The following is a 25,305-nucleotide window of genomic DNA, read 5'->3' on the forward strand; positions in this document are numbered from 1 at the left end:
CTTGCCTGCGCGGCCAGATGTTCTATTTTCGTTCCTATGCGCGGCAGTCGCCCCGTCACCGACACCTGGGCTCCCCCGCCCGCCTGGCCCCGTCCGCCCGCGGCTGTGCCGGCCGCCCGCCTGTCCGAGCCGCCGAACGGCGCGCGCGTGACGGTGGCGGGGCTGGTGCTGGTGCGCCAGCGGCCGGGCACCGCCAAGGGCGTGATCTTCGTCACGCTCGAGGACGAGACGGGCACGGTCAACGTGGTGGTCTGGGCCAAGGTCTACGAACGGTTCCGCCGCGCGGTGATCGCCGGGCGCCTGCTGCGCGTGACGGGCCGCATCCAGCGCGAGGGGCCGGTGCTGCATGTCGTGGCCGACGAGATCGAGGATATATCTGCCATGCTCGACCGCCTGCTCGAGCCCGATTTCCGCCCGCCGCTCTGCAAGGCCGGCGACCAGCCCGCCTGATCGCTTCGCCCGCCCGGCGCGTCCGATCTTGCTCCGTCGGTCTCGACATTCGCACCCGCAGCGCCCGTCATCCGCCCCTGGGGCTGTCCGCCCGCCACCCACCGGCGGTGCGGGCTGCTCAGACGGATGTGCCGAGAGCCCTCGTGCGCCGCGCGGGCCGCCGCGACCAAGCTTCACCGGGAAGGGGCCGTTCCGCCGGAGTGCGGGCGGGCCGGTCATCGCGGATCCTCGCGCGCCCGACAGGGTCGGGCGGGGTCGCGCCCATCCCGCCGCCCGCCGGCCGGCGCACCGGATCGGACCCGCACCGCCACCGAGCGCATGCCGCGCGCGCGGCCACGTCAAACCGGAGAGCCGCGATGGCTGCAGGCGACAGAGGGAATGCCCCGGTCCGGTGCTCGTGCGGCTCGCCGTTCAGACGCCCACGTCGGGGCCGAGGCACATCATCGGCTCGTCGGCCTCGCCGGCCTCGTAGAGCTCGGTCCCTGTCTCGCGGCCCTCGAACAGCGCGCGCAGGCCCCCGCCCTCGCGGTAGAACGTCCAGCACTGGGGCACCGGATTGTCCTCGTAGGTGAAGCAGATCTGGTCGCCCTGCGGATACCAGACTCCTTCCTTGCACTCGCCGTCGAGGAACGACCACGTCACTTCGCGGTTCTCGCGGTATTCCTCGACCCCGTAGGCCTGACCCTGCGAGTAGAAATAGAGCGTCTTGCCCGTGGTGTAGGCCTCGAACTCCTCGGCCGTCATCGGGCTCTGGGCGGCCGTCGCGGGCGGGGCGGCGGCGGTCGCGGCCGCCGCGACGAGGGCGACGGCGAAGGCACGGGGCAGCACCGCGAGTGCGGCGGACCGGAGGGGCAGGGGGGGCATGGACTCTCCTTCGTCGCTGCGCGCGCACAATGGCAGATCGTGCCCGCTCTGGCCAGCGGGACCACGGCGTGCAGGCGGGATGCGGGAAGGGGCGCGGCACCCTTCCATCCGTTCGCCGGGCGGATTAGGTGAGGTTCGAGGCAGGGTCGGGAGAGACCGATGGCGTTTTTCAGGAAACTCCGCGAGAAGATGTTCAAGTCTTCCTCGAAGCTCGACGAGGGCCTCGAGGCGATCGTGCAGGAGGGCGGCACCGAAGACGCGACGCCCCCCGAGCCGGAGACGCATCGCGAGTCCGGCCCGGAGGCATCTGCTCGCGCTGCCCCTCGCGCAGACGAGGTGGCCGGCGCGGGCCAGGCGCCCGAGCCCGACCCGGAGCCGACACCGGAGCCGGCCCCGCCCCCCGCACCGGAGCAGCCCCCCGAGCCGCAGCCAGAGCCCGAGCCGCAGCCAGAGCCCGAGCCGACGCCCGAGCCGGCGCCCGAGCCGACGCCCCAGCCCGAGCCGGCGCCCGAGCCCGAACCAGAGCCGACCCGCCCGCCCGAGCCCGCGCCGCGGGATCCACGGCCGACGCCCGAGCCGCCAGGCGCCCCGCAGCCCGCCGACCCGGTGCCCGGGCCGGCCCCGCAGGAGGTGCCGGGCAGCGATGCCCCTGCGGAGGTGCCGCAGGACACGCCGCCCGAGGAGATCCCGCAGACGCCGCAGGGCCGCCCCGGCTTTCTCGGCCGGTTGCTCGGGCGCGGCGGCAGCGCAGCCCAGCCCGAGCCGGAGGCGGGTGCGGCGGCCCCCGTCGGCGCGCGCCCGCAGCCCGACCAGCGCCCCGCGCCGATGCCCATGCCGGAGCCGGCGCCGCAGCCCGGCCGCGAGCCCGCTGGCCCCGTCGTCCGCCGGGTGCTCGACGACGACATGCTCGAAAGCCTCGAGGAGCTTCTGATCGCCACCGACATGGGCGTCGACACCGCGCTCCGCGTCGCGGCCAACCTCGCCGAGGGGCGGATGGGCCGGCGCCTGTCGACCCGCGAGATCAAGCGGCTGCTGGCGGGCGAGATCGCCCGCATTATGGAGCCGGTCGCCCGCCCCCTGCCGCTCTACGCGAAGAAGCCGCAGGTCGTGCTCGTCGTCGGCGTCAACGGCTCGGGCAAGACGACGACCATCGGCAAGCTCGCCAGCCAGTTCCGCGCCGCCGGCAAGAACGTGGTGATCGCCGCCGGTGACACCTTCCGCGCCGCCGCCGTCGAGCAGCTCCAGGTCTGGGGCGACCGCGCCGGCGTTCCGGTGATGACCGCACCCGAAGGCTCCGACCCTGCCAGCCTCGCCTTCGACGCGATGGCGAAGGCCGAGGCCGAGGGCGCCGACCTGCTGATGATCGACACCGCCGGCCGCCTGCAGAACCGGCAGGACCTGATGGAGGAGCTCGCCAAGATCGTCCGCGTCATTCGCAAGCGCGACGAGAGCGCGCCGCACAACACGCTCCTGGTGCTCGACGCGACCACGGGCCAGAACGCGCTGAGCCAGGTCGAGACGTTCCAGAAGCTCGCCGACGTCTCGGGCCTCGTCATGACCAAGCTCGACGGCACGGCCCGTGGCGGCGTGCTGGTGGCGCTGGCCGACAGGTTCGGCCTGCCGATCCATGCGATCGGCGTGGGCGAGCAGATCGACGACCTCGCCCCGTTCGACCCCGAGGACTTCGCCCGCGCCCTGACCGGGGCCGACGACGCCTGAGCCCACGCTTGACAGCCGGTGCCCGCGCGCGCACCTCCCCCCGAAGCCGAGAGGAGCGCCCATGACCGACGAGCCCCGACCCGACCGGGCGCCTGCCCGCTCACCGCCGCGCATCGACGACGAGCGCCGCATCAACCCCGTGCTGCGGCAGGTGCTGGAGCTGGGGCCCCCGCTCGCCTTCTTCGTCGCCTATCTGTGGCTGCGCGAAGAGACCTTCACGATCGGGGGCACCGATTACGACGGGTTCATCATCGCCGCTGCCGGCTTCGTGCCGCTGCTGCTGCTCACCATGGGCATCCTGTGGAAGCTGACCGGCCGCCTCTCGCGGCTGCAGGCGGTGACGGGGGTGCTGGTCGTCGTGTTCGGCGGTCTGACCGTGTGGTTCAACGACGAGACGTTCTTCAAGATGAAGACGACCATCGTCTATGGCCTGTTCGCCGGGGTGCTCGGGCTTGGCCTGCTGCGCGGCCAGTCATGGCTCGCCTGGGTGCTGGGCGAGTTCATGCCGATGGCGCAGGAGGGCTGGATGAAGCTGACGCGCCGCCTGACGCTCGGCTTCGGCGTGCTGGCGGTCGCCAACGAGATCGTCTGGCGCACCATGTCGACCGACGCCTGGGTCAAGATCGAGACTTTCGTGTTCCCGCTCGTGCTGTTCCTGTGGCTCTGGGTCTCGATCATCTCGCTGCAGAAATACGTCGAGACCGACGACGACCGCCCCGCCTGACGACCCCGGATCGAAGAATGAGGAGACGCCACCCATGTCGGACGCCCCGATCGTTGCGCAAAAGGCCCCGTTCCCCGTCGAGGTGGAGGCGGGCAAGACCTATTTCTGGTGCTCGTGCGGGCGCTCGGCCCGGCAGCCCTTCTGCGACGGCAGCCACAAGGGGACGGGCCTCGCCCCGCTGAGATACGAGGCCGCGGAAGACGGGCGGCTGTTCTTCTGCGGCTGCAAGGCCACCGCCGGCCAGCCGCTCTGCGACGGCAGCCACAACCGGCTCTGAAGGCGGCACGGCGGCGCGCTGCCTGCGCCGCGCGCCCGCGCTCAGCGCTGCCCGAACAGGATCTTCTGCGCCTCGCGGTCGGTCGAGGAGGCGTCGTTGCGCATCTCCTCGGCCACGGCGCGGCCCGCCTTGACGCCCGGCCGCGCCCCCACGGCGTCGAGCCACCGCTTGAGGTTCGGCTTGTCGTCCAGCGTCTGCTCCTGCCGCTCCCACCCGCTGGCCCAGGGCCAGATCGCCATGTCCGCGATCGAGAAGAAGTCGCCCGCCACGAACTCCCGGTCGGCCAGCCGCTTGTCGAGCACGCGGTAGAGGCGCCCCGTCTCGTTGCGGTAGCGGTCCTTGGCGTAGGGCAGGTCCTGCGGCGGGTCCATGCTGGGGGCATACTTGAGGAAGTGGTGCGCCTGCCCCGCCATCGGCCCGACGCCGCCCATCTGCCACATCAGCCACTGGTCGACCTCGATGCGCTGCCGCTCCGTCTCGCCGTAGAACGTCCCGGTCTTCCGCGCGAGGTATTGCAGGATCGCCCCCGATTCGAAGATCGAGATCGGCGCGCCGTCGGGCCCCTCCGGATCGACGATGGCGGGCATCCGGTTGTTCGGCGCGATCTCGAGAAACGCGGGGTCGAACTGGTCGCCCTTGCCGATATTGATCAGGTGCAGCTCGTAGGGCAGCCCCATCTCCTCGAGCGCGATGGTCACCTTCCAGCCATTCGGCGTGGGCCAGTAATACAGGTCGATGGGGGCCTGGGTCATGTCGTGCGCTCCTTGCTTGGTCGCGCGTTACGATGCCTCTCCGGCGCCGAAGGGCAAGGGCCGGGCGATCCGCTGACCGAGGCGTGATCGGGCGGGCGCCTGCGCGACCGGCAGGAGCGGCGCGAGGCGCTCGGCCGGCAGGGCGCCCGTGAGCACCGCGCGGTAGACGTCGAAGAGCCCCGAGCGCAGGTAGACCGACCAGTGGCAGAAACGCCGGTCGGCCCGCGGAATGCGAAAGCCGAGCGCTGCGAGCGCCGCCCGGTGGCCGTCGTCGTCGATCCGCAGGTCGAGGCGGCCCGGGCCGGCGAGCGGCCCCATCCCGCGCCCGAGCGCCCGGTCGCCCCGGGCATGCGGCGCGACGAGCCATTCGAGCAGGGTGTCGAACAGTTCGTTCTCGCGGCTGGTGACGTTGACGAGATCGAGCGCGTGGCCCGCCTCCGTCGTCAGCGCATCGCCGACCCGGCCGCGCATCTCGGCCGCGGCCAGAAGCACCGCCCGGCCCATCGCGCCACGGGGCAGGTGGGGCAGGGCCGAAAGCACGACCCGCGCCCCCAGCGAATGGGCCAGCGCCTGCACCTGGCAGCCCGGTCGCAGGGCGGCGACGAGCCGGATCAGCGCGGCGAGGCCCGCGCCCGCCTCTTTCGCCCGGCCATAGGCCTGCCACAGCGTGCCGCGCGCCTCCCAGCCCACCCCGATGCAGACCGGCTCCGCCCCGCCGGCCTCGCTCAGCCCCAGCCGCCGGGGCCAGCTCACGGCCTTCCAGGAGGGGCGGGGATCGAGCGAGAGGATGTGGGTGTGGGGGTCGTGGGCGGCGATGGTGGGCGAGAACTTGTAGCCATGCACCAGCACGATCACCGGCGCCTGCGGGTGCGCCTCGGCGAGCGCGCGCGCGAGGCGAGCCCGCGTGTCGGCCGGATCGGCGAGGCCCGTCCCCTCGATGTTGACCTGACAGAGCGGCATTGCCTGCCTCCACAACATGTTGTGGGTCGCTTAGGCCGAGTTTTCTAATTGTCGGTGACAGGGCGGTTAATCGACCGTAACGGTCCGGTGACGGTTCGGTGACTGTTGACCTCGCGCCACACGGAGCGTAAGCGCTTGGCATCGTGGCGATTTGTCCACCGGATTGCGGGCCACGCTAAACATTCCGCTAAAGAGGTCAGGCGCGGCCCTCCTCGGGCTCCCTGATCGGGAGGTCGGCATGGAGGGCCCGATGAAGGACAGCGAGACACCGAAGAGACAGGGCGCCCGCACGCGCGCCGTGCACGCCGGCATCCGCCGCTCGGGCTACGGTGAGGTGTCCGAGGCGCTCTTCCTCACGCAGGGCTTCGTCTACGACAGTGCCGAGCAGGCCGAGCAGCGCTTTCTCAAGGCGGGCGACGACGAGTTCGTCTACGCCCGCTACGGCAACCCGACCGTGCGCATGTTCGAGGAGCGGATCGCCGCGCTCGAAGGGGCGGAAGACGGTTTCGCCACCGCCTCGGGGATGGCCGCGGTGAACGGCGCGCTCATGTCGATGCTCAAGGCGGGCGACCACGTGGTCAGCTCACGCGCGCTGTTCGGCTCGTGCCTCTACATCCTCGAGGAGGTGCTGACGCGCTTCGGTGTCGAGGTGAGCTTCGTCGACGGCACCGACCTCGGCGCCTGGCGCGCGGCCATCCGCCCCGGGACGCGCGCCGTGTTTCTCGAATCCATCGCCAACCCGACGCTCGAGGTGATCGACCTGCCTGCCGTGGCCGAGCTGGCGCGCGGCGTCGGCGCGACCGTCATCGTCGACAACGTCTTCGCCACGCCCGTCTTCTCCCGCGCGCTCGAGCAGGGGGCCGACGTGGTGGTGTATTCCGCCACCAAGCACATCGACGGGCAGGGCCGGGCGCTGGGCGGCGTGATCCTCGGCACGCGCGATTTCGTCCGCAAGACGGTCGAGCCCTACCTCAAGCATACCGGGGGCGCGATGAGCCCCTTCAACGCCTGGGTCATGCTGAAGGGGCTCGAGACGATGGACCTGCGGGTGCGCGCGCAGGCCGAAACCGCGCAGGCGCTGGCCGAGGCGCTGGAGGGCGATCCGCGCCTGGCCCGCGTGCTCTACCCGGGCCTGCCCTCGCACCCCCAGCACGCCGTTGCCGCGCGGCTGATGGAGCGGGGCGGCACGGTGCTGTCGGTCGATGTGGCTGGCGGGCAGGCGGCTGCGTTCCGCTTCCTCAACGCGCTGGACGTCGTGACGATCTCCAACAATCTCGGCGACGCCAAGAGCATCGCCACCCACCCCGCCACCACGACCCACCAGCGCCTGCCGGACGACCAGAAGGCGGCCCTCGGGATCACGCCTGGCCTCGTGCGCCTGTCGGTGGGGCTGGAAGACCCCGCCGACCTTCTGGCCGACCTGCGCGCCGGGCTCGCCGCGGTCTAGGCCGCGCGCGGCAATCGCGGGCGCACGGCCCGTGCGGCGTCTTCCGTCGGGGGCCGCGTTCCGCACACACTACCGCGTGCGTGGCCGTCGCGGTGCCGGACCGCGAGATTGACAGCGCGTGCGGGGGGCGTCTCTATCCGCGCATGTCGTTCGCCGCCGCCATCCGCCGCACGCCGCTGCCGCACGACGCCGAGGCCGGCGCCGAAGCTGCCGCGCACCTGCCCGGCCAGCCGCCCGAGGTGGCCGAGGTGCTGCGTGGCGCGGGCGGCTCCTCGCCGCATCTGCGCGGCCTGATCGAAAAGGAGGCGGACTGGCTCGACGGTGCGCTGGCCGCCGAGCCCGCCGCGATCCTGCCCGGCCTTCTCGCCGAGACCGCCGCGCTGCCCGACGCCGACCTCTCGCCGGGCCTTCGTTGCGTCAAGCGGCGGCTCGCGCTCTACGCGGGGCTGGCAGACCTCGCCGGTGTCTGGCCGCTCGAGACGGTCACGCATGCGCTCACCGCCTTCGCCGACGCCGCGGTGGACCGCGCGCTCAGGTCCGCGCTCGCCGGCCCCCTCTCGCGCGGCAAGGTGCCGGGCCATGGCGGGGGCGACATCGCCGACGCGGCCGGCATGTGCGTGCTGGCCATGGGCAAGATGGGCGCCTTCGAGCTCAACTATTCCTCCGACATCGACCTGATCGTGCTGTTCGACGATTCGCGCTTCGAGGGGGCCGACATCGCCGAGGCGCGCGCCGTCTTCATCAAGGCGACGCGGGCCATGACGGCGACGCTGCAGGAGCAGACCGGCGATGGCTATGTCTGGCGCACCGACCTGCGGCTGCGCCCCGACCCCTCGGTCACCCCCGTCTGCCTCGCCATGGAGGCGGCCGAACGCTATTACGAGAGCCTCGGCCGCACGTGGGAGCGCGCGGCGCACATCAAGGCGCGCCCCTCGGCGGGCGACCTCGCGGCGGGCGAGGCCTATCTCGAGCGGCTGCGCCCCTTCGTCTGGCGCCGCCATCTCGACTACGCCGCCATCGAGGATGCCCACGACATGCGCCGCCGCATCCGCGATCACAAGGGCCTGCACGAGGCATCCGCGCTGGAGGGGCGCGATCTCAAGCTCGGGCATGGCGGCATCCGCGCGATCGAGTTCTTCACCCAGACCCGACAGCTCATCGCCGGCGGGCGCGACCCCGCGCTGCGGGTGCGCGGGACGGAGGAGGGCCTTGCACGGCTGGCCGAGCGCGGCTGGATCCCGGGCGAGGTGGCAGACGAGCTGCGCGGCCATTACCGCGCGCTGCGCGAGGCCGAGCACCGGGTGCAGCAGGTGGCCGACGCGCGGACGCATCTGCTGCCCGCCGACGCGGCGGGTTTCGACCGGCTCGCGCGGCTCTCGGGCGAGGGCGACACCGCGCGCTTCCGCGCCGGGCTTGCCGAGCGGATGGACGCCGTGCACCGGCTGACCGAGGGCTTCTTCTCGCGCGCCGAGGGGCTCGCGGGGGCGCCCGGCCCCGCGGGCGCGGGCGACGAGCCCGAGATCGTCGCGCGATGGCGGCATTACCCGGCGCTCCGCTCGTCTCGCGCGCAGGCGATCTTCGAGCGGCTCAAGCCCGACCTGCTCGCGCGTCTGCAGGCCGCCGACCGGCCCGAGGAGGCGATGACCGCCTTCGACGGCTTCCTGCGCGGGCTGCCCGCGGGGGTGCAGCTCTTCTCGATGTTCGAGGCCAACCCGCAGCTCCGCGCGCTCATCGTCGACATCGCGGCCACCGCGCCGGCCCTCGCGCAGTATCTCTCGCGCAACGCCCGGGTTCTCGAGGCGGTCGTCTCGGGCTCGTTCTTCGCGCCGTGGCCGGGGCGCGACGCGCTGCGCCGCGAACTGGCCGACGTGCTGGCCCGCGATCGCGGCGACTACGAGCACCGGCTCGACGCCGCCCGCCGCTGGGCGAAGGAGTGGCACTTCCGCGCCGGCGTCCATCACCTGCGCGGGCTGACCGACGCCGCCGAGGCCGGGCGGCAATACGCCGATCTCGCGGCGGCGATCCTCGCCGCGCTCCTGCCCGTGGTGGTCGAGCACTTTGCCGACAAGCACGGGGCGCCGCCGGGGCGCGGCGTTGCCGTCTTCGGCATGGGATCTCTCGGGGCGGGGTGGCTGACGGCGGGCTCAGATCTCGACCTGATCGTGATCTACGATCCGGCGGGGGAGGAGGGGTCCGACGGCCCGAGGCCCCTGTCCTCGCGCCCGTATTATGCCCGCCTCACCCAGGCGCTGGTGACCGCGCTGACCGCCCCCACGGCGGCCGGCAAGCTCTACGAGGTCGACATGCGTCTGCGCCCGTCGGGCCGGCAGGGGCCGGTGGCGACCGCGCTCGCCGCCTTCGAGGCCTACCAGCGCGAAGAGGCCTGGACCTGGGAACACATGGCGCTCACGCGCGCGGCCTGCGTGGCCGGCAGCCCGCAGGTCTGCGCCGAGGCCGAAGCCGTCCGCGCCGCGGTGCTCGGCGCGCCGCGCGCTCCCGCGCAGGTCTGGATGGACCTCGCGAAGATGCGCGCCCGGCTCGCCGGGGCCAAGCCGCCCAAGGGCCCGCTCGACGTCAAGCCGGGTCCGGGCGGGCTGCAGGACATCGAGCTCGTCGGGCAGGCCGCGGCGCTGCTCGCAGGCTCGACGGCGCGGCGCACCGCCGCGCAACTCGACGCCGCGGCGCGGGCCGGCCTGATGCCGCGCGAGACGGCCGAGAGCCTGAAGCGGGCCTATCGCTTCGCCCGGTCGGTGCAGAGCGCCGGACGGCTTCTCGTCGACGGCCCGCTCGCGCCCGAGGCGCTGGGGCAGGGCGCACGGGCCGTGCTCTGCCGCGAGACCGGCATGGCCGACCTCGCCGCCCTCGAGGCGCGGCTGGCCGAGGAGCGCGCCGAGGCCGCCGCCCTGATCGACGCCGCCGTGACCGGGGGCGTGGAGGTACAGGAAGGCAGCGACGCGGCCAGCGGCGGCCCCGCCGCCGCCGCACCCCGGGGCCGAGGCGCATGAGTGCGGGGGGAGCGCAGGGGCGCGACCCGCTCGATCCCAAGGGCCTGATCCGCGAGGCCTACCGCATCGAGGGGATCGGCGGCTCCGAATGCCGCTCGATCTTCCTCGACTGGGCGCTGTCCCTGCCCGACGGCGTCGCTCCGCACGAGGTTGCCGCCGCCCTGCTGGCGCGTCATGCGATCACCGCGCCGGACCATCCCATGACGATGGTCCTTCGCGAGGGCGCACGCGGTGCGCACGGCACCCCGGCGCGCCGGGGCGGCTGGCGTGCCCGCCGCCGCCCCGGTGGTGCGAGCGACCCCACTACCAACTGATCCGGCGGAGCGCCTGCGGCGCACACCCCTGGCGGGCCCCGCCTGCGCGGGGCCGTGCCTCCGGCGGGGATACTTGCAGCAAGAAGAAGCCATGTGCCGTCCCCTCCTTCTTCTTGCCGGAAAATATCCCCGCCGGAGGCACCGGGATTGACCGCGCGCCCCGCGGTTCGATCCGGAGGGCAACGGCGCGGTCGGACACGAGCGGAACGGGGCCGGCCGGCCGCGCGGGCAGGCGGGAGCGTTGCCGGCCGGCCGGGAGGGTCGGCCGGTCAGCCGGGCAGGAGAGCGCAGGCGCCCGTGGTGGAATGGCCCGCATTGCGGCGGAACGTCTCGAACAGCTCGCGCCCGATGCCGTGGGCGTTGGCCGAGAGGTCGGCCTCGACCGGGGCGCGTGCCTCGAAGCCGTCGACACGAGCCTCCAGCGTGCCCGCCCGCGCATCGATCCGCACGACATCGCCGTCGCGCAGCCGGGCGAGCGGGCCGCCGGCGGCCGCCTCTGGCGAGACATGGATCGCCGCCGGTACCTTGCCCGAGGCGCCCGACATCCGCCCGTCGGTCACCAGCGCCACCTTGAGACCGCGGTCGAGCAGCACCGCCAGCACGGGAGTCAGGCTGTGGAGCTCCGGCATGCCGTTGGCCTGCGGCCCTTGGTGGCGAACCACGACCACCGTATCGGAGGTGAATTCGCCGGCGCGGAAGGCGTCCTTCACCGCCTGCTGGTCGTCGAAGACGCGGGCCGGCGCCTCGATCGAGAGGTGCTCCTCCTTCACCGCCGAGACCTTCATCACGCCGCGCCCGAGATTGCCCTGCACCTGTTTCAGCCCGCCCTTGGGCTGGAACGGGTCGGCCACGGGGCGCAGGATCTTGTCGTTGAGCGAGGCAGGCGCCGCCTCGTCCCAGCGCAGGCCGTCCGGCCCCAGCTTCGGCTCGGCCACGTAGCGGTGCAGGCCACGGCCGGCGACGGTCTCGGTGTCGGGGTGCAGCAGGCCCGCCTCGAGCAACTCTCCGATCACGAAGGCCAGCCCACCCGCGGCGTGGAAGTGATTCACGTCGGCCAGACCGTTGGGATAGACGCGCGCCATGAGCGGCGTGACCTCGGAGATCTCCTCGAAATCCTCGAGGTCGAGGAGCACCCCCGCCGCCCGCGCCATCGCCGGCAGGTGGATCACGAGGTTGGTCGAGCCGCCCGTCGCCATCAGCCCGACCATCCCGTTCACGAAGGCGCGCGCGTCGAGGATCGTGCCCGCCGGGCGGTAGTCGTCGCCGAGCGCGGTGATCGACAGCGCCCGTTCGACGCCGGCCGCGGTCAGCGCGTCGCGCAGGGGGGTGTTGGGGTTGACGAAGGAGGCGCCCGGCAGGTGCAGCCCCATGAACTCCATGAGCATCTGGTTGGTGTTGGCGGTGCCGTAGAAGGTGCAGGTGCCGGGGCCGTGATAGCTTTCCATCTCGGCCTGCATCAGCGCCTCGCGGCCCACCTCGCCGGCCGCGAATTGCTGGCGCACCTTCGCCTTCTCGTCGTTGGGCAGGCCCGAGGGCATCGGCCCCGCCGGCATGAACACCGCCGGGATGTGGCCGAACGTGGCCGCGGCGATCACCAGCCCCGGCACGATCTTGTCGCAGACGCCGAGATAGACCGCCGCGTCGAAGCAGTTGTGCGACAGCGCCACGCCAGCGGCGAGCGCGATCACGTCGCGCGAGAAGAGCGACAGCTCCATCCCCGGCTGGCCCTGGGTGACGCCGTCGCACATCGCCGGCACGCCGCCCGCCACCTGCGCGGTGCCGCCCGCCTGCCGCGCCGCCGCGCGGATCAGGTCGGGGAAGCGCTCGAACGGCTGATGCGCGGAGAGCATGTCGTTGTAGGCGGTCACGATCCCGAGATTGGGGGCGCGGCCCTCCGCCAGCCGCTCCTTGTCGGCGAGGTTGGCGGCGTAGGCGTGGGCCTGGTTGCCGCAGGACAGGTGTGCGCGCACGGGCCCCTCCTCGGCCGCCGCCCGCATCCGCGCCTCGTAGGCGGCGCGGCTGTCGCGGCTGCGGCGCTTGATCCGTTCGGTCACCTTCTCGATCGTGGGGTGGAGGGGCATGGGCGCTCCGGCTTGGGTGTCTCGGGCGTGGCTGGGTCGGCACCGCGCGGCCGCGCGGGACCGGGCGCCGACGGCGGGACAATACTTTGTTAGCGATAACGGTTCAACCGGAAGGGCGTCGCGCAGCCTTGCGCGAGGCGCAAGCCGGGGTTTCGGGCATGGGCCTGTCGCCCGGCGGGCGAGGGGCATAGCTGGGAGCGCATGGGAGGAGCGACATCGATCCTCAGGAGACGGACATGACCACGAAAGACGGACAACTCGACTATATCGCCATCGAGCAGCGGGCGCGGCAGATGCGCGCCGAGGCGCTCGCGGAGGGCTTTTCGGCGCTGCGGCGCTGGCTGAGCGGTCGCCCCGCGACCGAGGGCCGCACGGCCTGATCCGCGATCCGCGGTGCCGCCACGGCGGCGCCTTCCCGGCCCGGCGCGCCGGTCATACGGCGCCCGGGGCCTTCCTTTCCCGCCCTACCCGCTCCGGCCCGCAGCCCTTGGCGGCCTCCGACCGCAGCCGCCCCGTTGCCGGCATCGGTGACGAGGGCCTTCCGCCGGCCCGGGCCGCGCGATAGGTCGGGCGGATGGATTCCGCTTCCGACATCCCGTCCCGCGTCGGGGCCGACCGCCCCGTCATCCGCCTGCGCCCCAAGGGCAACGTGCGCGCCATCCGGCACGGGTTTCCCTGGGTCTATGCCGACGAGCTGGTGCTCGATCGGCGCACGACGGGGCTTGCCCCCGGCACGATCGCGCGGCTCGAGGATGCCGAGAGGCGGCCCCTCGGCACCGCCGCGCTCACGCCGGCCTCGCGCATCGCCGCCCGCCTGCTCGACCGCGACCCGGAGGCGGTCATCGACCGGGCGTGGCTCGCCGACCGGATCGGGCGGGCGCTCGCGCTGCGCGAGCGGCTCTACCCGGCGCCGTTCTACCGGCTCGTCCATGCCGAGGGCGACGGGCTGCCGGGCCTCGTGATCGACCGGTTCGGGGACGCTGCCGTGATCCAGCCCAACGCGGCCTGGGCCGACCGGCTGCTGGGCGAGATCGTGGCGGCCCTGGTCGAGGTGACCGGCGCCAGGACGGTGGTGAAGAACGGCCAGGGCCGGGCGCGCGCCGCCGAGGGCCTGCCCGAGGAGACCGTCGTGCTGGAAGGTTCGGCCGATGCGCCGGTGCCCGTGGAGATGAACCGCGCCACCTACATGGCCGACCTGACCGGCGGACAGAAGACCGGGCTCTATTACGACCAGCGCGACAACCACGCCTTCGCCGCCCGGCTGGTCGCGGAACGGGCAGATGCACGGGTGCTCGACGTTTTTTCCCATGTCGGGGGCTTCTCGCTCGCCGCGCTTGCGGCCGGGGCGGGGCACGCCCTCGCCGTCGACGGGTCGGAGCCGGCGCTTGCGCTGGCTGCGCAGGGGGCCGAGGCGACGGGTGTGGCGGATCGTTTCGAGGCGCGGCGCGAGGATGCGTTCCGCGCGCTCGGGGCGCTGGGCGACGAGGGGGCGCGCTTCGATCTCGTGGTGTGCGATCCACCGGCCTTCGTGCCGTCGAAACAGGCGCTCGAGCAGGGCCTGCGCGCCTACGAGCGGGTGGCACGCCTCGCCGCGCCGCTGGTGGCGCCGGGGGGCTTTCTCGTGCTGTGCTCGTGTTCGCACGCGGCCGACCTTGCCCGCTTCCGCACCGCCTGCGGGCGGGGGATCGGGCGGGCGGGGCGGCGGGGGCAGCTGATCCAGACGGGCTTTGCCGGCCCCGACCACCCGAGCCTGCCGGAACTGGGCGAGACGGCCTATCTCAAGGCGCTGACGTTCCGGCTCGACGGATGAGCCGCGCCGCCGCTCGGTGCGGCGGCGGCACCGCTCACGCATGGTGCGCCCCGTGATCCCCGACCTGCCAGAGCGGCCGCGCGCAGTGCTCGACGCCTGCGTGCTCTACCCCACCGTCATGCGCGAAGTGCTTCTGGCGGTCGCGCGGGCGGGCCTCTTCGCGCCGCTCTGGTCGGCGCGGCTGCTCGAGGAATGGGCGCTTGCCGCGGCGCGCCGCGGCACGCTGGAGGAAGCGCAGGCGCGGGGCGAGATCGCGGCGACGCGCGCAACCTTCCCGCTGGCAGAGGCGCCCCCCGTCCAAGGCACCGGGGAGCGCCTGTGGCTGCCCGATCCGGGCGACATCCACGTGCTCGCCACCGCCGTCGCCACCTCGGCCGACGGGATCGTGACGCTCAACGCCCGCGACTTTCCCAGGGGAACCCTGGCCGAAGAGGGCCTCGCACGGTGGGATCCGGACGCCTTCCTGATGGCTCTGTGGCTGCGCGCGCCCGACAGTGTGGCGCAGGCGGCGGAGTCCGTCCGTGCCGAGGCCGAACGGCTCGACACCGCGCCCGCCGAGTTGCGCGCACTGTTGAAGAAGGCCCGCCTGCCGCGGCTGGCCAAGGCGCTGGGGGGCTGACCCCTCGCCTCAGGAGGATTCACGCCGTCGGCCGCGGCCGCCCCGACGCTGCGGCGCGGGCAGCGTCAGGTCGACGGGCAGGGGCGAGCGATGCACCGCCTCGACCAGCAACGCGCGGAACTCGGCCGCCGCTGGCACGCGCCGCGCGGTGCGGCGCGAGCGGTCGAAGGCCACGATCGCCGCCACGGGAAAGCTCGTGTGCGGCGGCAGCGTCTCCAACCACTCGATGAAGGCCATCCGCCCGAGTTCCTCGGCGCGGTCAGGGTCGGTCGGGGCCGCCCTGAGCTTGTCCAGAACGAGCGCGAGGCTCATCGCATTCTCCATCGCGGGGCGCGCGCGCCGGTCGGATCGGGCGGCCGGCGCGGGCCTGTTCGGTCGACGGACCAAGTGCAGATCACCTTTACGGCCCTCACTCGCGGCCTCGTTCACCCATTCCGTCCGGCCCGGGCGGATACGGGGCCTGCGCGCCGCGCACGACATGCGGCTGGGGACGATCACCGGCCGGCCCGTGCGGGCCGGTCGCCGACGCGTCGACACTGGCGTCGAATGCGAGTCGGGTCAACGCGGATGCACACGCGCGCGGCACACCACCGCGCCTCTGCCCGCCGGCGTGGTGCACGCAGCTCACGCCGCCCGCAGGCCCCGGATCGCGCCAAGCAGCGACGGGATCCTGTCCTTGAACCGGAAGAAGCCGTGCGTCGCGTGTGGCCAGGCACGCTGGTCGAAGGGACGGATCGGCGTCGCCACGCGCACCCCCTCGGCCTCGAGCGCGCGGCGGATCCCGGCGAAGGCGTCGGCAGACGGGCCGACAGGCGGGTAGGGGGCGACCACCTGCTCCAGCCGGTGCATCCGCGCCCATGCCACCAGCGCCTCGGCCTGCGCCGCCATGGTCTCGCCGGGCGCAAGGCCCGTCTCCGGCCCCGGCTGCCCCAGCCGCGCGCCGTAACGCGCCCGCGCATCCGCCACCGCCTCGCGCGTGAACGCGTGGACCTGGGGCGCCACCGCCAGCGGCGAGCGGTGCGGCACGCCCGTGGCGACGGCCGTCGTCACCGGGGCGAGCCCGTCGTCAAGCAGCCAGCCAGGCGAGAGGTCGTCCTCGGTCAGCACCAGGCCCGTGCGTGCCGTCCGCTCCCACGGCTCCGATACGGGGGGCGCGCCGCGCGGCGGGTTGGCCGGCCCCTCCGCTGGCGCGGGGTCGGTCGCAAGGCCGTGCACTGCGCCGAAGCGCCCGCCGGTGTATTTCGTGATGTTCGACGCACGCGCGACGTAGACCTTTCCGGGCGTGTGCAGGCCCACCACCCAGCGCCAGCCCAGCGTGTTGGACGCCGGGTCGCCGTCGAGCAGGTGCCGCAGGAAGAAGTCGGCGCCCAGCTCCCACGGCAGGCCGAGCGTGAACGTCCAGATCGAGGCGAACCACATGCGGGCGTGGTTGTGCAGATAGCCTGTCTCGACCAGTTCCCGCGCCCAGTGGTCGAACGGCGCGATGCCGGTCGCGCCGCTGCAGGCCTGCTCCCATCCCTTGCGCAGGCCACTCTCGGTGGCGAGCCTGTCCTGCGCGCGGGCGAGGCCGGCGGTGTAGGCCGTCCAGACCGAGGGGCGCATCTCGAGCCAGCCCTTGAAGTAGGTGCGCCAGAAGACTTCCTGAACGAACTTTTCCGCCGTCGAAGGGGCGAAGCGGCCGAGCACGGCCTGCACCACCTCGTCCTCGGTCACGATCCGGTGACGGAGGTAGGGCGAGAGACGCGAGACGTTGGCATGGCCCGGCTCGTCGTGGTTGCGCCGCGCGGCATAGTCCTTGCCAGCGTGCGGCACGAAATCGCGCAATCGTTGTAGGCCCTCGGCGCGCGAGGGCGGGAAATCTGTCTGCATGATGGTCTCCCGTCACCCGTCGCGGGAGGTATCGCGCAAGGGGGCGCGGTCAAAGCTCGGCACGTCGGTTTTCGTTCAAGCCGTGCGCGCCGGGGGCGGCGGGGGGGACGGGCAGCAAGGTCGCAAGACCGCCCCGGAGAGGCCCCCGCATCGAAGACGGCCCCATCGCCCCCGGCGCAGCGCCGCGTCCCGGGTGACCACCTTCGTCCGGCGGCAATGCTGTCGCGCATTTTCCCGAACCTTGCGCGCAGCGTGGCGGCCCCCGCCTTGCGGCCGGTCTGGCCCGACACTAAGACTCTGCCACCCGCGACGGCGCAGCCCTGCGCCCCAGACCTTGAGGCGAGCCCCATGCAAGATCCCACCGAGACCTACATGAACCTCGTGCCGATGGTCGTCGAGCAGACGAGCCGGGGCGAGCGCGCCTACGACATTTTCTCGCGCCTGCTGAAGGAGCGGATCGTGTTCGTGAACGGCCCCGTCCACGACGGGATGAGCCAGCTCGTCGTGGCGCAGCTTCTGCACCTCGAGGCCGAGAACCCCTCGAAGGAAATCTCGATGTACATCAACTCGCCCGGCGGGGTGGTGACGTCGGGTCTGTCGATCTATGACACGATGCAGTACATCAAGCCGAAGGTGTCGACGCTGGTCGTGGGCCAGGCCGCCTCGATGGGGTCGCTTCTGCTCGCGGCCGGCGCGCCGGGCATGCGCTTCTCGCTGCCCAACAGCCGCATCATGGTCCACCAGCCGTCGGGCGGCTACCAGGGGCAGGCGACCGACATCATGATCCACGCCCGCGAGACGCAGAAGCTCAAGGACCGGCTTAACGAGATCTACGTGCATCATACCGGACAATCGCTCGAGACGGTCGAGGCCGCGCTCGAGCGCGACAACTTCATGTCGCCGGAGGAAGCCAAGGAATGGGGCCTGATCGACGAGATCGTGTCGTCGCGTGCTGCGCCCGAGGGCGGCGAGGGTGGCGACACGTGATCGCGGCCCCGGGGGCGCAGGGCCGGCGAAGCCAGCCTGGCCCCCCGGGGGTGCGGCGGATTTCACGGGAATTCGCCATTGTGCCGGTCGGGGGTCTGCCCTAGGCTTTTAAGGCAAGCCGAGCAGGCCGGTCGCCCGGGCGTGCCGCTCGCGCGCCCGGCGACGCGAAACGGGAGGCGCGCCAGGCGCCCGATGCGAACAGCGGGCCGCGACAGCCCGGAGGACGAGAGACGATGGCGAATTCTCAAGGCGGCGACAGCAAGAACACGCTCTACTGCTCCTTCTGCGGAAAGAGCCAGCACGAGGTGCGCAAGCTGATCGCGGGCCCGACGGTGTTCATCTGCGACGAATGCGTCGAGCTGTGCATGGACATCATCCGGGAAGAGACGAAATCGGCCGGGCTCAAGGCCTCCGACGGCGTGCCGACGCCCAAGGAGATCTGCCAGGTCCTCGACGACTACGTGATCGGGCAGGGCCGCGCCAAGCGGGTCCTCTCGGTCGCCGTGCACAACCATTACAAGCGGCTCAACCACTCCGAGAAGAGCTCGGACATCGAGCTGCAGAAATCGAACATCCTGCTGATCGGGCCCACGGGCTGCGGCAAGACCTACCTCGCCCAGACGCTGGCGCGTATCCTCGACGTGCCCTTCACCATGGCAGACGCAACCACGCTGACCGAGGCCGGCTATGTCGGCGAGGACGTCGAGAACATCATCCTCAAGCTGCTGCAGGCGTCGGAGTACAATGTCGAGCGGGCGCAGCGCGGTATCGTCTACATCGACGAGGTCGACAAGATCACCCGCAAGTCCGACAATCCCTCGATCACGCGCGACGTGTCGGGCGAGGGCGTGCAGCAGGCGCTCCTGAAGCTGATGGAGGGCACCGTGGCCTCGGTGCCGCCGCAGGGCGGCCGCAAGCACCCCCAGCAGGAGTTCCTGCAGGTCGACACGACGAACATCCTGTTCATCTGCGGCGGCGCCTTCGCCGGGCTCGACCGGGTGATCGCCCAGCGCGGCAAGGGATCGGCCATCGGCTTCGGCGCCGACGTGAAGGACGAATCCCAGCAGGACACGGGCCAGATCCTGACGAAGCTCGAGCCGGAAGACCTGCTCAAGTTCGGCCTGATCCCCGAGTTCGTGGGGCGCCTGCCGGTGATCGCCACGCTCGAGAACCTCGACGAGGACGCGCTGGTGACGATCCTCACCGAGCCGAAGAACGCGATCGTCAAGCAGTACCAGCGCCTGTTCGAACTCGAGGACGTGAAGCTGACCTTCACCGAGGACGCGCTCCGCGCCATCTCGCGCAAGGCGATCGAACGCAAGACCGGCGCCCGCGGCCTGCGCTCGATCATGGAGAACATCCTGCTCGACACGATGTTCGACCTGCCCTCGCTCGAGGGCGTCGACGAGGTGGTCGTGAACGACGAGGTCGTCACGACAGACGCGGCGCCGCTGCTGATCTACGCCGACCAGAAGTCGAGCGGCGCAACCGCAGGCTGACGGCCCCTCGGGCTCGGCGCAAATCCCTTGAAGAAGGGATTTGCAAAAGCCTTTACGAAGGCTTTTGTCGCGCGGCCTCGAACGGCGGCTAGGCCTGCGTTCCCCGGTAATCGGCGTCGGCGACCGGCTCGGCCCAGTCGACGTGGCGGCCGGTCTCGTCGGCCTCCTGCATCGCGACGTGACACATCTCGCTGTCGGGGGCGGCGCCGTGCCAGTGGCGCTCGCCCGGGGCGAAGAAGATGACATCGCCGGGGCCGAACTCGACGACTGCGCCGCCCTCCCGCTGGGCGCGGCCGCGGCCCGAAACACAGTAGATCGTCTGGCCCAGGGGGTGGGTGTGCCAGTTGGTGCGCGCGCCGGGCTGAAACGTCACCGATACGGCGCGCAGCCGCGCGGGGGCGGGCGCCTCGATCAGCGCGACCATCGACACGGACCCCGTGAACCAGTCCGGGTTGGCCGGACGCGCAGGGCGCTCGGCGGCGGGAAAGTGCTCCATGTCGGCCTCCGCGGATGGTGAAGATGTCCGCACCATAGGGAACCGCCCGACATGCGCAACGCGGACATCGCGCGCCGCGTCGGCCTGTCTCTGGACCTTGCGTCGGTCCTCGTCCATATGCGGGTCACACGCCAAGCAGGAGCCACCCATGGGATTGCTCGACACGCTCGCCCGCGCCGTCACCTGGTGGAACGGCCAGACCATCGGCACCCAGATCTTCACCGCCCGCCACGGCGTGAAGGTCGGCGAGGATGAGCAGGGTAACGTCTTCTACCAGTCCCGCGACGGCAAGAAGCGCTGGGTGATCTACAATGGCGAGACCGAGGCGAGCCGCGTGACGCCCGACTGGCATGGCTGGCTCCACCACACCTGGGATGCCCCCCCGACCGAGCGCCCGGTGAAGCACAGAGCATGGGAAAAGCCGCACCGCGAGAACATGACCGGCACGCTTGCGGCCTACGCGCCTCCGGGGTCGATCCGCCGCGCCGATCCGGTGGAGACCAAGGATTACGAGGCCTGGACACCGGAATGAGGGAGCAGTCACCATGGCCGAGAGCCCCGCAGAGGTCGCCGTCGGCGCCCTGACGCTGGCCGTCGCGGGCGGCTTTCTCGTGTATGCCGTACAGACCACCGGCTGGGCGTGGGGCGGCGCTCCGACCTACCCGCTCTCGGCCAGCTTTGGCTCGGCCGAGGGCGTTGCCCCTGGTACCGACGTGCGCCTGGCCGGCATCCGCGTCGGCACGGTCACGGGGCTGGCGCTCGATACCGAGACGTTCCGCGCCGACATCACCTTCGCCATCGACGCAGGCGTCGTGATCCCCGAGGACAGCTCGGCCGCAATCGCATCTCAAGGGCTGCTCGGCGGCACCTTCGTCGAGGTGGTGCCGGGAGAGTCGCCCTTCGCGCTTGCCCCGGGCGCCGAGATCCTCGACACGCGCGGCGCACAGGATCTGCTCGGGCTGATGGCCGACATCATCTCTGCCGCCGCGGGAGACTGACGCGCATGCGCTCGCTCTTGTCCGCCGCGCTGGTCGTGGCTCTCTGCGCGCCTGCGCCCTCGCCCGCGCAGGAGCGGGTGTCGTCGGCCTCCGTCGCCGTCGTGCGGGCGCTCGACAAGATATCGGGCCAGACCACCGATCTCGAACTCGTCCGCGGCGAGCCGCGGCGCTACGGACGTCTCTCCATCGTTCTGGGCGATTGCCGCTATCCCACAGACGATCCCGCCTCCGAGGCCTATGCCTGGCTCGAGATCCGAGACCCCGCGATGACCGAGCCCGCCTTCTCGGGCTGGATGCTGGCCTCGTCGCCCGCGCTCCATGCAATGGACCACCCGCGCTACGACATCTGGGTGCTGCGCTGCAAGAGCTCCTGAGGCGAGGGGGGGGAGCCGGCAGCATCGAAATCGGCCGCGCGGTCCAGCGCGGCGATCAGTCGGCGGTGATATTCACCGCGGGTGACCTCGACCGCCCCCAGGCTCTTGAGATGGTCGGTGACGAATTGCGTGTCGAAGAGGGTGAAGCCCCCCAGCGACAAGCGGTCGACGAGGTAGGCCAGCGCCACCTTCGAGGCGTCGGTGCGGCGCGAGAACATGCTCTCGCCGAAGAACGCCGCGCCGAGCGTCACGCCATAGACGCCGCCAGCGAGCTCGCCTTCCTGCCAGACCTCAAGCGAGTGGGCGAAGCCGGCCTGGTGGAGCGCGGAATAGAGCTCGGTGATCTGATCGTTGATCCAGGTCTCGGGGCGGTCGGCACAGCCCGCAACAACCTGCGAAAACGCGCTGTCGGTTCGAATCGTGTAATCCTCGCGGCGTATCTTGCGCCGGAGCGAGCGGGAAATGTGGAAATTGTCCAAGGGGAGGATGCCCCGCCTGCGGGGATCGACCCAGAAGATGCGGTCGGAGGCGCGGTCCTCTGCCATCGGGAAGATGCCGATCGCATAGGCGCGCAGCAGGGTTTCCGGCGTCAGCGGCTCGTCCATGGCCCCGTCTGCAGAGGGTTCAGGCCGCAGCCATGTCCTCCAGCCAGCCCTCGAGCCAGTGGATGTCGTAGGCGCCGGCGTGGATGTCTGGCTCGTCCAGCAGAGCGTGGAAGAGCGGCACCGTCGTGTCCACCCCCTCGACCACCAGCTCGACAAGCGCCCGGCGGAGCCGTGCCAGCGCCTCGGCCCGGTCGCGCCCGTGCACGATCAGCTTGCCGATCAGACTGTCGTAATAGGGCGGAATGACGTAGCCGGAATAGAGCGCCGAATCCATCCGCACCCCAAGGCCGCCGGGCGCGTGGTAGGTGCCCACCCGGCCGGGCGACGGCGAAAAGGTCGGCAGCTTCTCGGCGTTGATCCGAACCTCGATGGCGTGGCCGTTGAGCAAAAGCTCGTCCTGGGCGAACGACAGCGCCTGCCCCTGCGCCACGCGGATCTGCTCGCGCACGAGATCGACGCCGAAGATCGCCTCGGTCACCGGGTGCTCGACCTGCAGGCGCGTGTTCATCTCGATGAAGTAGAACTCGCCGTTCTCGTAGAGAAACTCGATCGTGCCGGCGCCCCGATAGCCGATCCGCCCGACCGCCTCGGCGCAGGTGCGGCCGATCTCGGCGCGGGTGGCCGCGTCGATGGCCGGTCCCGGCGCCTCCTCCCAGACCTTCTGGTGGCGGCGCTGCAGCGAGCAGTCGCGCTCGCCCAGATGCACCGCGCCGCCGCGCCCGTCGCCGAAGACCTGGATCTCGATGTGGCGCGGCTGGCCGAGATACTTCTCGAGATACACCTCGTCGTTGCCGAAGGCGGCCTTGGCCTCGGCGCGCGCGGTCGACCAGGCATGGGCGAGATCGCTTTCGGTGCGGGCGAGTTTCATGCCGCGCCCGCCGCCGCCCGCCGTCGCCTTGATCAGTACCGGATAGCCGATCTCCGCGGCCACCTGGCGCGCCTCGTCCAGCGAGGCGACGCCCCCCTGCGAGCCGGGCACGCAGGGCACGCCCAGCGCCTCCATCGTCTCCTTCGCGGTGATCTTGTCGCCCATCGTGCGGATGTGCTCGGCCGACGGGCCGATGAAGGTCAGGCCGTGATCCTCGACCACCTGCACGAAGGCGGCGTTCTCGCTGAGGAACCCGTAGCCCGGGTGGATCGCCTCGGCCCCGGTGATCTCGCAGGCCGAGATGATCGCCGGCACCGACAGGTAGCTCTGCGAGGCCGGGGCCGGGCCGATGCACACCGCCTCGTCCGCGAGGCGCACATGCATCGCATCGGCGTCGGCGGTGGAATGCACGGCGACCGAGCGGATGCCCATCTCGCGGCAGGCGCGGATGACGCGGAGCGCGATCTCGCCGCGATTGGCGATGAGGATCTTGTCGAACATTGTCAGTCGATGACCATGAGCGGCGCCCCGAACTCCACCGGCGCGCCGTTCTCGACGAGGATGCGGCCGACGCGGCCCGCGCGGGGGGCGGGGATCTGATTCATCGTCTTCATCGCCTCGACGATCAGCAGCGTCTGCCCCTCGGCCACCTGGTCGCCGACCGAGACGAAGGCAGCCGCCCCGGGCTCGGGCGCAAGGTAGACGGTGCCGACCATGGGCGAGGTGACGGCACCGGGCAGCAGCGCGGGGTCTTCCACCTCGACCTCGGGCGCGGCTGCCTCGGGGGGGCTCGCCGCGGTCGTCGGTGCGGCGGCAGGGCTCGCGGGCGGAGGCGCGGGGGGCGGCGGGGCGAGGGGCTGGCGCGAGACCCGGACGTTGAGGCTTCCCTCCTCGGCGTCCTCGCGCTTGACCTGCAGCTCCGTGAGATCGTTCTCGCGCAAAAGCTCCGCGAGCGCCCGGATGAAGGCCACGTCCCGATCCTGCCTGTCGTCGTCGCTCATGCCGCCCCTCTGCTCGCTGCGTCGCCGCTCCCTCTAGCCCATGCCCCGCGCGAGGGGAAGGCGGCGCGCGCACGCGCTGCGCCCGCCTTTCGGGCGGGCTGCCCTAGGGCTGGGCACAAACCGGAGGCGCGGGCATCGCCCGAGAATTTTCCATTTGGTCAAATTCAGGTTCCGTGGCAGCGTTTCGGCTCGAGAGCCAGCCACGGAGCGCCAGCGCATGACGAATTCCCCCCGCACACCCGGAATCGCGCCCGCGCGCCTGCCGCGGGAGGCCTACGCGCGCAACTTCGCCGACGTGGAGCCGCCCCTCGACGCGCACGAGGCGATGGTCGCCGCCGATCGCTGCTATTTCTGCCACGACGCGCCCTGCATCACGGCCTGTCCGACGGCGATCGACATCCCCCTCTTCATCCGCCAGATCCAGACGGGTCAGCCCGAGGGCGCGGCGAAGACGATCTTCGACCAGAACATCCTCGGCGGCATGTGCGCCCGCGTCTGCCCGACCGAGGTGCTCTGCGAGGAGGCCTGCGTGCGCGAGGCGGCCGAGGGCAAGCCGGTCGAGATCGGGCGGCTGCAGCGCTACGCGACCGACACGCTGATGCAGCGCGGCGTCCACCCGTTCGAGCGGGCCGCGCCCACGGGCAAGCGCATCGCCGTCGTTGGCGCCGGCCCCGCCGGCCTCGCCTGCGCGCACCGGCTGGCCATGAAAGGCCACGACGTGGTGCTGATGGATGCCCGCGAGAAGGCGGGCGGGCTCAACGAATACGGGATCGCCGCCTACAAGACGGTCGACAATTTCGCCGAGGCCGAGGTCAACTGGCTCCTGCAGATCGGCGGGATCGAGCTGCGCACCGGCCAGCGGCTGGGCCGCGAATTGTCGCTCGCGGCGCTCGAGGCAGAATACGACGCGGTCTTCCTCGGCCTCGGGCTCGCCGGGGTGAACGCGCTCCGCTCGGAGGGCGAGGAGCATCACCACGTGCAGGACGCGGTCGATTTCATCGCCGGGCTGCGGCAGGCGGGCGACCTGTCGACCGTCGCCGTGGGGCGCGACGTGGTGGTGATCGGCGGCGGCATGACCGCGGTCGACGCGGCGGTGCAGTCGAAGCTGCTCGGCGCCGAGAACGTGACCATCGTCTACCGCCGCGGGCAGGACCGCATGTCGGCCTCGACCCACGAGCAGGATCACGCGGCCTCCAAGGGCGTGCGCATCGTGACCGGCGCCGCGCCGCTGCGGATCATCGGCGGCGATCACCTCGAGGCGGTCGAGTTCGCCTATACCGAGGAGGGGCCGGACGGGCTGACGCCCACGGGCGAGACCTTCCGCCTCAAGGCCGACCAGGTGTTCAAGGCGATCGGCCAGCACCTCGCCGGCGCGCCGGAAGACGTCCACATCGAGGCCGGCAAGATCGCCGTGACCGGCCCGGGGCGCACCACGCGGCTTGGCGTCTGGGCCGGCGGCGACTGCGCCACCGGCGGCGACGACCTGACGGTGACGGCGGTGGCGGAAGGCCGCGACGCGGCGGAGGACATCCACGCGACGCTTGTGGGCGCCGCACAGCTGGCAGCCGAGTGAGGGGAGACACGCG

General features: G+C 72.0%; 26 protein-coding genes and 1 riboswitch. Of the genes, 16 read left to right on the forward strand and 10 right to left on the reverse strand.

What is annotated here, in order from left to right; all coding sequences use genetic code 11:
* The first annotated feature begins 36 nt into the window (after positions 1–36).
* The gene (locus DLJ49_RS10975; RefSeq protein WP_115393598.1) at positions 37–450 is read left to right on the forward strand and encodes an OB-fold nucleic acid binding domain-containing protein; all 414 of its coding nucleotides are present in this window, start codon (positions 37–39) and stop codon (positions 448–450) included.
* 411 nt (positions 451–861) lie between these two features.
* Here the strand turns inward: DLJ49_RS10975 and DLJ49_RS10980 are convergent, their stop codons facing one another.
* The gene (locus DLJ49_RS10980) at positions 862–1,314 is read right to left on the reverse strand and encodes a hypothetical protein (protein WP_233488952.1); all 453 of its coding nucleotides are present in this window, start codon (positions 1,312–1,314) and stop codon (positions 862–864) included.
* A 159-nt stretch (positions 1,315–1,473) separates the two neighbouring features.
* Between DLJ49_RS10980 and ftsY the strand changes: the two genes are divergently transcribed.
* The 3 genes from ftsY to DLJ49_RS10995 all read left to right on the forward strand — a co-directional run bounded on the left by ftsY (position 1,474) and on the right by DLJ49_RS10995 (position 4,034).
* Positions 1,474–3,033, forward strand: a complete 1,560-nt coding sequence (gene ftsY, locus DLJ49_RS10985) for a signal recognition particle-docking protein FtsY (protein ID WP_115393599.1) — start codon at positions 1,474–1,476, stop codon at positions 3,031–3,033.
* A gap of 61 nt (positions 3,034–3,094) precedes the next feature.
* Complete coding sequence (locus DLJ49_RS10990; protein ID WP_115393600.1) at positions 3,095–3,757, forward strand: inner membrane-spanning protein YciB; 663 nt, start codon at positions 3,095–3,097, stop codon at positions 3,755–3,757.
* A 34-nt stretch (positions 3,758–3,791) separates the two neighbouring features.
* Positions 3,792–4,034 carry a CDGSH iron-sulfur domain-containing protein gene (locus tag DLJ49_RS10995; protein WP_115393601.1) on the forward strand — a complete coding sequence of 81 codons (243 nt, stop codon included), beginning with the start codon at positions 3,792–3,794 and terminating at the stop codon, positions 4,032–4,034.
* A gap of 41 nt (positions 4,035–4,075) precedes the next feature.
* Here DLJ49_RS10995 and DLJ49_RS11000 read toward each other — a convergent pair whose 3' ends face one another.
* Positions 4,076–4,786 (reverse strand): glutathione S-transferase N-terminal domain-containing protein, encoded by a 711-nt coding sequence (locus DLJ49_RS11000; protein WP_115393602.1) that lies wholly within the window; start codon positions 4,784–4,786, stop codon positions 4,076–4,078.
* A 27-nt stretch (positions 4,787–4,813) separates the two neighbouring features.
* Positions 4,814–5,746, reverse strand: a complete 933-nt coding sequence (locus tag DLJ49_RS11005) for an alpha/beta hydrolase (RefSeq protein ID WP_158547448.1) — start codon at positions 5,744–5,746, stop codon at positions 4,814–4,816.
* A gap of 133 nt (positions 5,747–5,879) precedes the next feature.
* Positions 5,880–5,958, forward strand: a riboswitch (SAM riboswitch).
* A 26-nt stretch (positions 5,959–5,984) separates the two neighbouring features.
* Here DLJ49_RS11005 and metZ point away from each other — a divergent pair.
* The 3 genes from metZ (at position 5,985) to DLJ49_RS11020 (ending at position 10,512) form a co-directional block, all read left to right on the forward strand.
* On the forward strand, positions 5,985–7,193 hold the full coding sequence (gene metZ / locus DLJ49_RS11010) for an O-succinylhomoserine sulfhydrylase (protein WP_233488954.1): 1,209 nt from the start codon (positions 5,985–5,987) through the stop codon (positions 7,191–7,193).
* A gap of 143 nt (positions 7,194–7,336) precedes the next feature.
* Complete coding sequence (locus DLJ49_RS11015) at positions 7,337–10,198, forward strand: [protein-PII] uridylyltransferase family protein (RefSeq protein WP_115393604.1); 2,862 nt, start codon at positions 7,337–7,339, stop codon at positions 10,196–10,198.
* Entirely contained in the window at positions 10,195–10,512 is a 318-nt protein-coding gene (locus DLJ49_RS11020; protein WP_115393605.1) for a hypothetical protein, read from the forward strand. Before DLJ49_RS11015 ends, DLJ49_RS11020 begins: the two co-directional genes overlap by 4 nt.
* 269 nt (positions 10,513–10,781) lie before the next feature.
* On the opposite strand, the gene edd is transcribed toward DLJ49_RS11020, so the two are convergent.
* Complete coding sequence (edd, locus tag DLJ49_RS11025; protein ID WP_115393606.1) at positions 10,782–12,593, reverse strand: phosphogluconate dehydratase; 1,812 nt, start codon at positions 12,591–12,593, stop codon at positions 10,782–10,784.
* A 236-nt stretch (positions 12,594–12,829) separates the two neighbouring features.
* On the opposite strand from edd, the gene DLJ49_RS22085 reads away from it, so the two are divergent.
* The 3 genes from DLJ49_RS22085 (at position 12,830) to DLJ49_RS11035 (ending at position 15,022) form a co-directional block, all read left to right on the forward strand.
* Positions 12,830–12,973: an RSP_7527 family protein gene (locus DLJ49_RS22085; RefSeq protein WP_199533352.1), complete on the forward strand. Its 144-nt coding sequence runs from the start codon at positions 12,830–12,832 to the stop codon at positions 12,971–12,973.
* Between the two features lie 194 nt (positions 12,974–13,167).
* On the forward strand, positions 13,168–14,403 hold the full coding sequence (locus DLJ49_RS11030) for an RSP_2647 family RNA methyltransferase (protein WP_115393607.1): 1,236 nt from the start codon (positions 13,168–13,170) through the stop codon (positions 14,401–14,403).
* Positions 14,404–14,443: 40 nt separating this feature from the next.
* Positions 14,444–15,022: an RSP_2648 family PIN domain-containing protein gene (locus DLJ49_RS11035; RefSeq protein WP_115393608.1), complete on the forward strand. Its 579-nt coding sequence runs from the start codon at positions 14,444–14,446 to the stop codon at positions 15,020–15,022.
* Between the two features lie 9 nt (positions 15,023–15,031).
* On the opposite strand, the gene DLJ49_RS11040 is transcribed toward DLJ49_RS11035, so the two are convergent.
* Positions 15,032–15,334: a hypothetical protein gene (locus DLJ49_RS11040; protein WP_115393609.1), complete on the reverse strand. Its 303-nt coding sequence runs from the start codon at positions 15,332–15,334 to the stop codon at positions 15,032–15,034.
* Positions 15,335–15,646: 312 nt separating this feature from the next.
* A complete protein-coding gene (locus DLJ49_RS11045) occupies positions 15,647–16,891 on the reverse strand; it encodes an FAD-binding domain-containing protein (RefSeq protein ID WP_115393610.1) in 1,245 nt (414 codons plus the stop codon).
* Between the two features lie 348 nt (positions 16,892–17,239).
* Here DLJ49_RS11045 and DLJ49_RS11050 point away from each other — a divergent pair, with 348 nt between their 5' ends.
* The gene (locus DLJ49_RS11050; RefSeq protein ID WP_115393611.1) at positions 17,240–17,878 is read left to right on the forward strand and encodes an ATP-dependent Clp protease proteolytic subunit; all 639 of its coding nucleotides are present in this window, start codon (positions 17,240–17,242) and stop codon (positions 17,876–17,878) included.
* 233 nt (positions 17,879–18,111) lie between these two features.
* The gene (gene clpX, locus DLJ49_RS11055) at positions 18,112–19,377 is read left to right on the forward strand and encodes an ATP-dependent Clp protease ATP-binding subunit ClpX (RefSeq protein WP_115393612.1); all 1,266 of its coding nucleotides are present in this window, start codon (positions 18,112–18,114) and stop codon (positions 19,375–19,377) included.
* Positions 19,378–19,465: 88 nt separating this feature from the next.
* Here clpX and DLJ49_RS11060 read toward each other — a convergent pair whose 3' ends face one another.
* On the reverse strand, positions 19,466–19,873 hold the full coding sequence (locus DLJ49_RS11060; protein WP_115393613.1) for a (R)-mandelonitrile lyase: 408 nt from the start codon (positions 19,871–19,873) through the stop codon (positions 19,466–19,468).
* 148 nt (positions 19,874–20,021) lie between these two features.
* Between DLJ49_RS11060 and DLJ49_RS11065 the strand changes: the two genes are divergently transcribed.
* Genes DLJ49_RS11065 through DLJ49_RS11075 form a run of 3 tightly spaced genes read left to right on the forward strand, consistent with a single transcriptional unit; the run spans position 20,022 to position 21,245 of the window.
* Positions 20,022–20,405 carry an NADH:ubiquinone oxidoreductase subunit NDUFA12 gene (locus DLJ49_RS11065; protein WP_115393614.1) on the forward strand — a complete coding sequence of 128 codons (384 nt, stop codon included), beginning with the start codon at positions 20,022–20,024 and terminating at the stop codon, positions 20,403–20,405.
* 13 nt (positions 20,406–20,418) lie between these two features.
* Positions 20,419–20,871 carry an outer membrane lipid asymmetry maintenance protein MlaD gene (locus DLJ49_RS11070; protein ID WP_115393615.1) on the forward strand — a complete coding sequence of 151 codons (453 nt, stop codon included), beginning with the start codon at positions 20,419–20,421 and terminating at the stop codon, positions 20,869–20,871.
* Positions 20,872–20,876: 5 nt separating this feature from the next.
* A complete protein-coding gene (locus DLJ49_RS11075; RefSeq protein ID WP_115393616.1) occupies positions 20,877–21,245 on the forward strand; it encodes a DUF2155 domain-containing protein in 369 nt (122 codons plus the stop codon).
* Here the strand turns inward: DLJ49_RS11075 and aat are convergent.
* Genes aat through accB form a run of 3 tightly spaced genes read right to left on the reverse strand, consistent with a single transcriptional unit; the run spans position 21,209 to position 23,719 of the window.
* Positions 21,209–21,850, reverse strand: coding sequence for a leucyl/phenylalanyl-tRNA--protein transferase (aat, locus tag DLJ49_RS11080; protein WP_115393617.1), 642 nt, complete (start codon positions 21,848–21,850; stop codon positions 21,209–21,211). The two genes, DLJ49_RS11075 and aat, sit on opposite strands and share 37 nt — an antisense overlap.
* Before the next feature lie 19 nt (positions 21,851–21,869).
* Complete coding sequence (accC, locus tag DLJ49_RS11085) at positions 21,870–23,219, reverse strand: acetyl-CoA carboxylase biotin carboxylase subunit (RefSeq protein WP_115393618.1); 1,350 nt, start codon at positions 23,217–23,219, stop codon at positions 21,870–21,872.
* A gap of 2 nt (positions 23,220–23,221) precedes the next feature.
* Positions 23,222–23,719, reverse strand: a complete 498-nt coding sequence (gene accB / locus DLJ49_RS11090) for an acetyl-CoA carboxylase biotin carboxyl carrier protein (RefSeq protein ID WP_115393619.1) — start codon at positions 23,717–23,719, stop codon at positions 23,222–23,224.
* A 217-nt stretch (positions 23,720–23,936) separates the two neighbouring features.
* Here accB and DLJ49_RS11095 point away from each other — a divergent pair, with 217 nt between their 5' ends.
* Positions 23,937–25,292 carry an NAD(P)-dependent oxidoreductase gene (locus DLJ49_RS11095; RefSeq protein ID WP_115393620.1) on the forward strand — a complete coding sequence of 452 codons (1,356 nt, stop codon included), beginning with the start codon at positions 23,937–23,939 and terminating at the stop codon, positions 25,290–25,292.
* Positions 25,293–25,305: the final 13 nt, after the last annotated feature.

The organism is Rhodovulum sp. 12E13 (assembly GCF_003340565.1).
Classification (GTDB): domain Bacteria; phylum Pseudomonadota; class Alphaproteobacteria; order Rhodobacterales; family Rhodobacteraceae; genus HLUCCA09.

What these genes read in the sequence shown, in the direction of transcription:
- DLJ49_RS10975 (WP_115393598.1), top strand. Translation starts at nt 37, where the DNA reads ATGCGCGGCAGTCGCCCCGTCACCGACACCTGGGCTCCCCCGCCCGCC.
- DLJ49_RS10980 (WP_233488952.1), bottom strand. Translation starts at nt 1,314, where the DNA reads ATGCCCCCCCTGCCCCTCCGGTCCGCCGCACTCGCGGTGCTGCCCCGT.
- ftsY (WP_115393599.1), top strand. Translation starts at nt 1,474, where the DNA reads ATGGCGTTTTTCAGGAAACTCCGCGAGAAGATGTTCAAGTCTTCCTCG.
- DLJ49_RS10990 (WP_115393600.1), top strand. Translation starts at nt 3,095, where the DNA reads ATGACCGACGAGCCCCGACCCGACCGGGCGCCTGCCCGCTCACCGCCG.
- DLJ49_RS10995 (WP_115393601.1), top strand. Translation starts at nt 3,792, where the DNA reads ATGTCGGACGCCCCGATCGTTGCGCAAAAGGCCCCGTTCCCCGTCGAG.
- DLJ49_RS11000 (WP_115393602.1), bottom strand. Translation starts at nt 4,786, where the DNA reads ATGACCCAGGCCCCCATCGACCTGTATTACTGGCCCACGCCGAATGGC.
- DLJ49_RS11005 (WP_158547448.1), bottom strand. Translation starts at nt 5,746, where the DNA reads ATGCCGCTCTGTCAGGTCAACATCGAGGGGACGGGCCTCGCCGATCCG.
- metZ (WP_233488954.1), top strand. Translation starts at nt 5,985, where the DNA reads ATGGAGGGCCCGATGAAGGACAGCGAGACACCGAAGAGACAGGGCGCC.
- DLJ49_RS11015 (WP_115393604.1), top strand. Translation starts at nt 7,337, where the DNA reads ATGTCGTTCGCCGCCGCCATCCGCCGCACGCCGCTGCCGCACGACGCC.
- DLJ49_RS11020 (WP_115393605.1), top strand. Translation starts at nt 10,195, where the DNA reads ATGAGTGCGGGGGGAGCGCAGGGGCGCGACCCGCTCGATCCCAAGGGC.
- edd (WP_115393606.1), bottom strand. Translation starts at nt 12,593, where the DNA reads ATGCCCCTCCACCCCACGATCGAGAAGGTGACCGAACGGATCAAGCGC.
- DLJ49_RS22085 (WP_199533352.1), top strand. Translation starts at nt 12,830, where the DNA reads ATGACCACGAAAGACGGACAACTCGACTATATCGCCATCGAGCAGCGG.
- DLJ49_RS11030 (WP_115393607.1), top strand. Translation starts at nt 13,168, where the DNA reads ATGGATTCCGCTTCCGACATCCCGTCCCGCGTCGGGGCCGACCGCCCC.
- DLJ49_RS11035 (WP_115393608.1), top strand. Translation starts at nt 14,444, where the DNA reads ATGGTGCGCCCCGTGATCCCCGACCTGCCAGAGCGGCCGCGCGCAGTG.
- DLJ49_RS11040 (WP_115393609.1), bottom strand. Translation starts at nt 15,334, where the DNA reads ATGAGCCTCGCGCTCGTTCTGGACAAGCTCAGGGCGGCCCCGACCGAC.
- DLJ49_RS11045 (WP_115393610.1), bottom strand. Translation starts at nt 16,891, where the DNA reads ATGCAGACAGATTTCCCGCCCTCGCGCGCCGAGGGCCTACAACGATTG.
- DLJ49_RS11050 (WP_115393611.1), top strand. Translation starts at nt 17,240, where the DNA reads ATGCAAGATCCCACCGAGACCTACATGAACCTCGTGCCGATGGTCGTC.
- clpX (WP_115393612.1), top strand. Translation starts at nt 18,112, where the DNA reads ATGGCGAATTCTCAAGGCGGCGACAGCAAGAACACGCTCTACTGCTCC.
- DLJ49_RS11060 (WP_115393613.1), bottom strand. Translation starts at nt 19,873, where the DNA reads ATGGAGCACTTTCCCGCCGCCGAGCGCCCTGCGCGTCCGGCCAACCCG.
- DLJ49_RS11065 (WP_115393614.1), top strand. Translation starts at nt 20,022, where the DNA reads ATGGGATTGCTCGACACGCTCGCCCGCGCCGTCACCTGGTGGAACGGC.
- DLJ49_RS11070 (WP_115393615.1), top strand. Translation starts at nt 20,419, where the DNA reads ATGGCCGAGAGCCCCGCAGAGGTCGCCGTCGGCGCCCTGACGCTGGCC.
- DLJ49_RS11075 (WP_115393616.1), top strand. Translation starts at nt 20,877, where the DNA reads ATGCGCTCGCTCTTGTCCGCCGCGCTGGTCGTGGCTCTCTGCGCGCCT.
- aat (WP_115393617.1), bottom strand. Translation starts at nt 21,850, where the DNA reads ATGGACGAGCCGCTGACGCCGGAAACCCTGCTGCGCGCCTATGCGATC.
- accC (WP_115393618.1), bottom strand. Translation starts at nt 23,219, where the DNA reads ATGTTCGACAAGATCCTCATCGCCAATCGCGGCGAGATCGCGCTCCGC.
- accB (WP_115393619.1), bottom strand. Translation starts at nt 23,719, where the DNA reads ATGAGCGACGACGACAGGCAGGATCGGGACGTGGCCTTCATCCGGGCG.
- DLJ49_RS11095 (WP_115393620.1), top strand. Translation starts at nt 23,937, where the DNA reads ATGACGAATTCCCCCCGCACACCCGGAATCGCGCCCGCGCGCCTGCCG.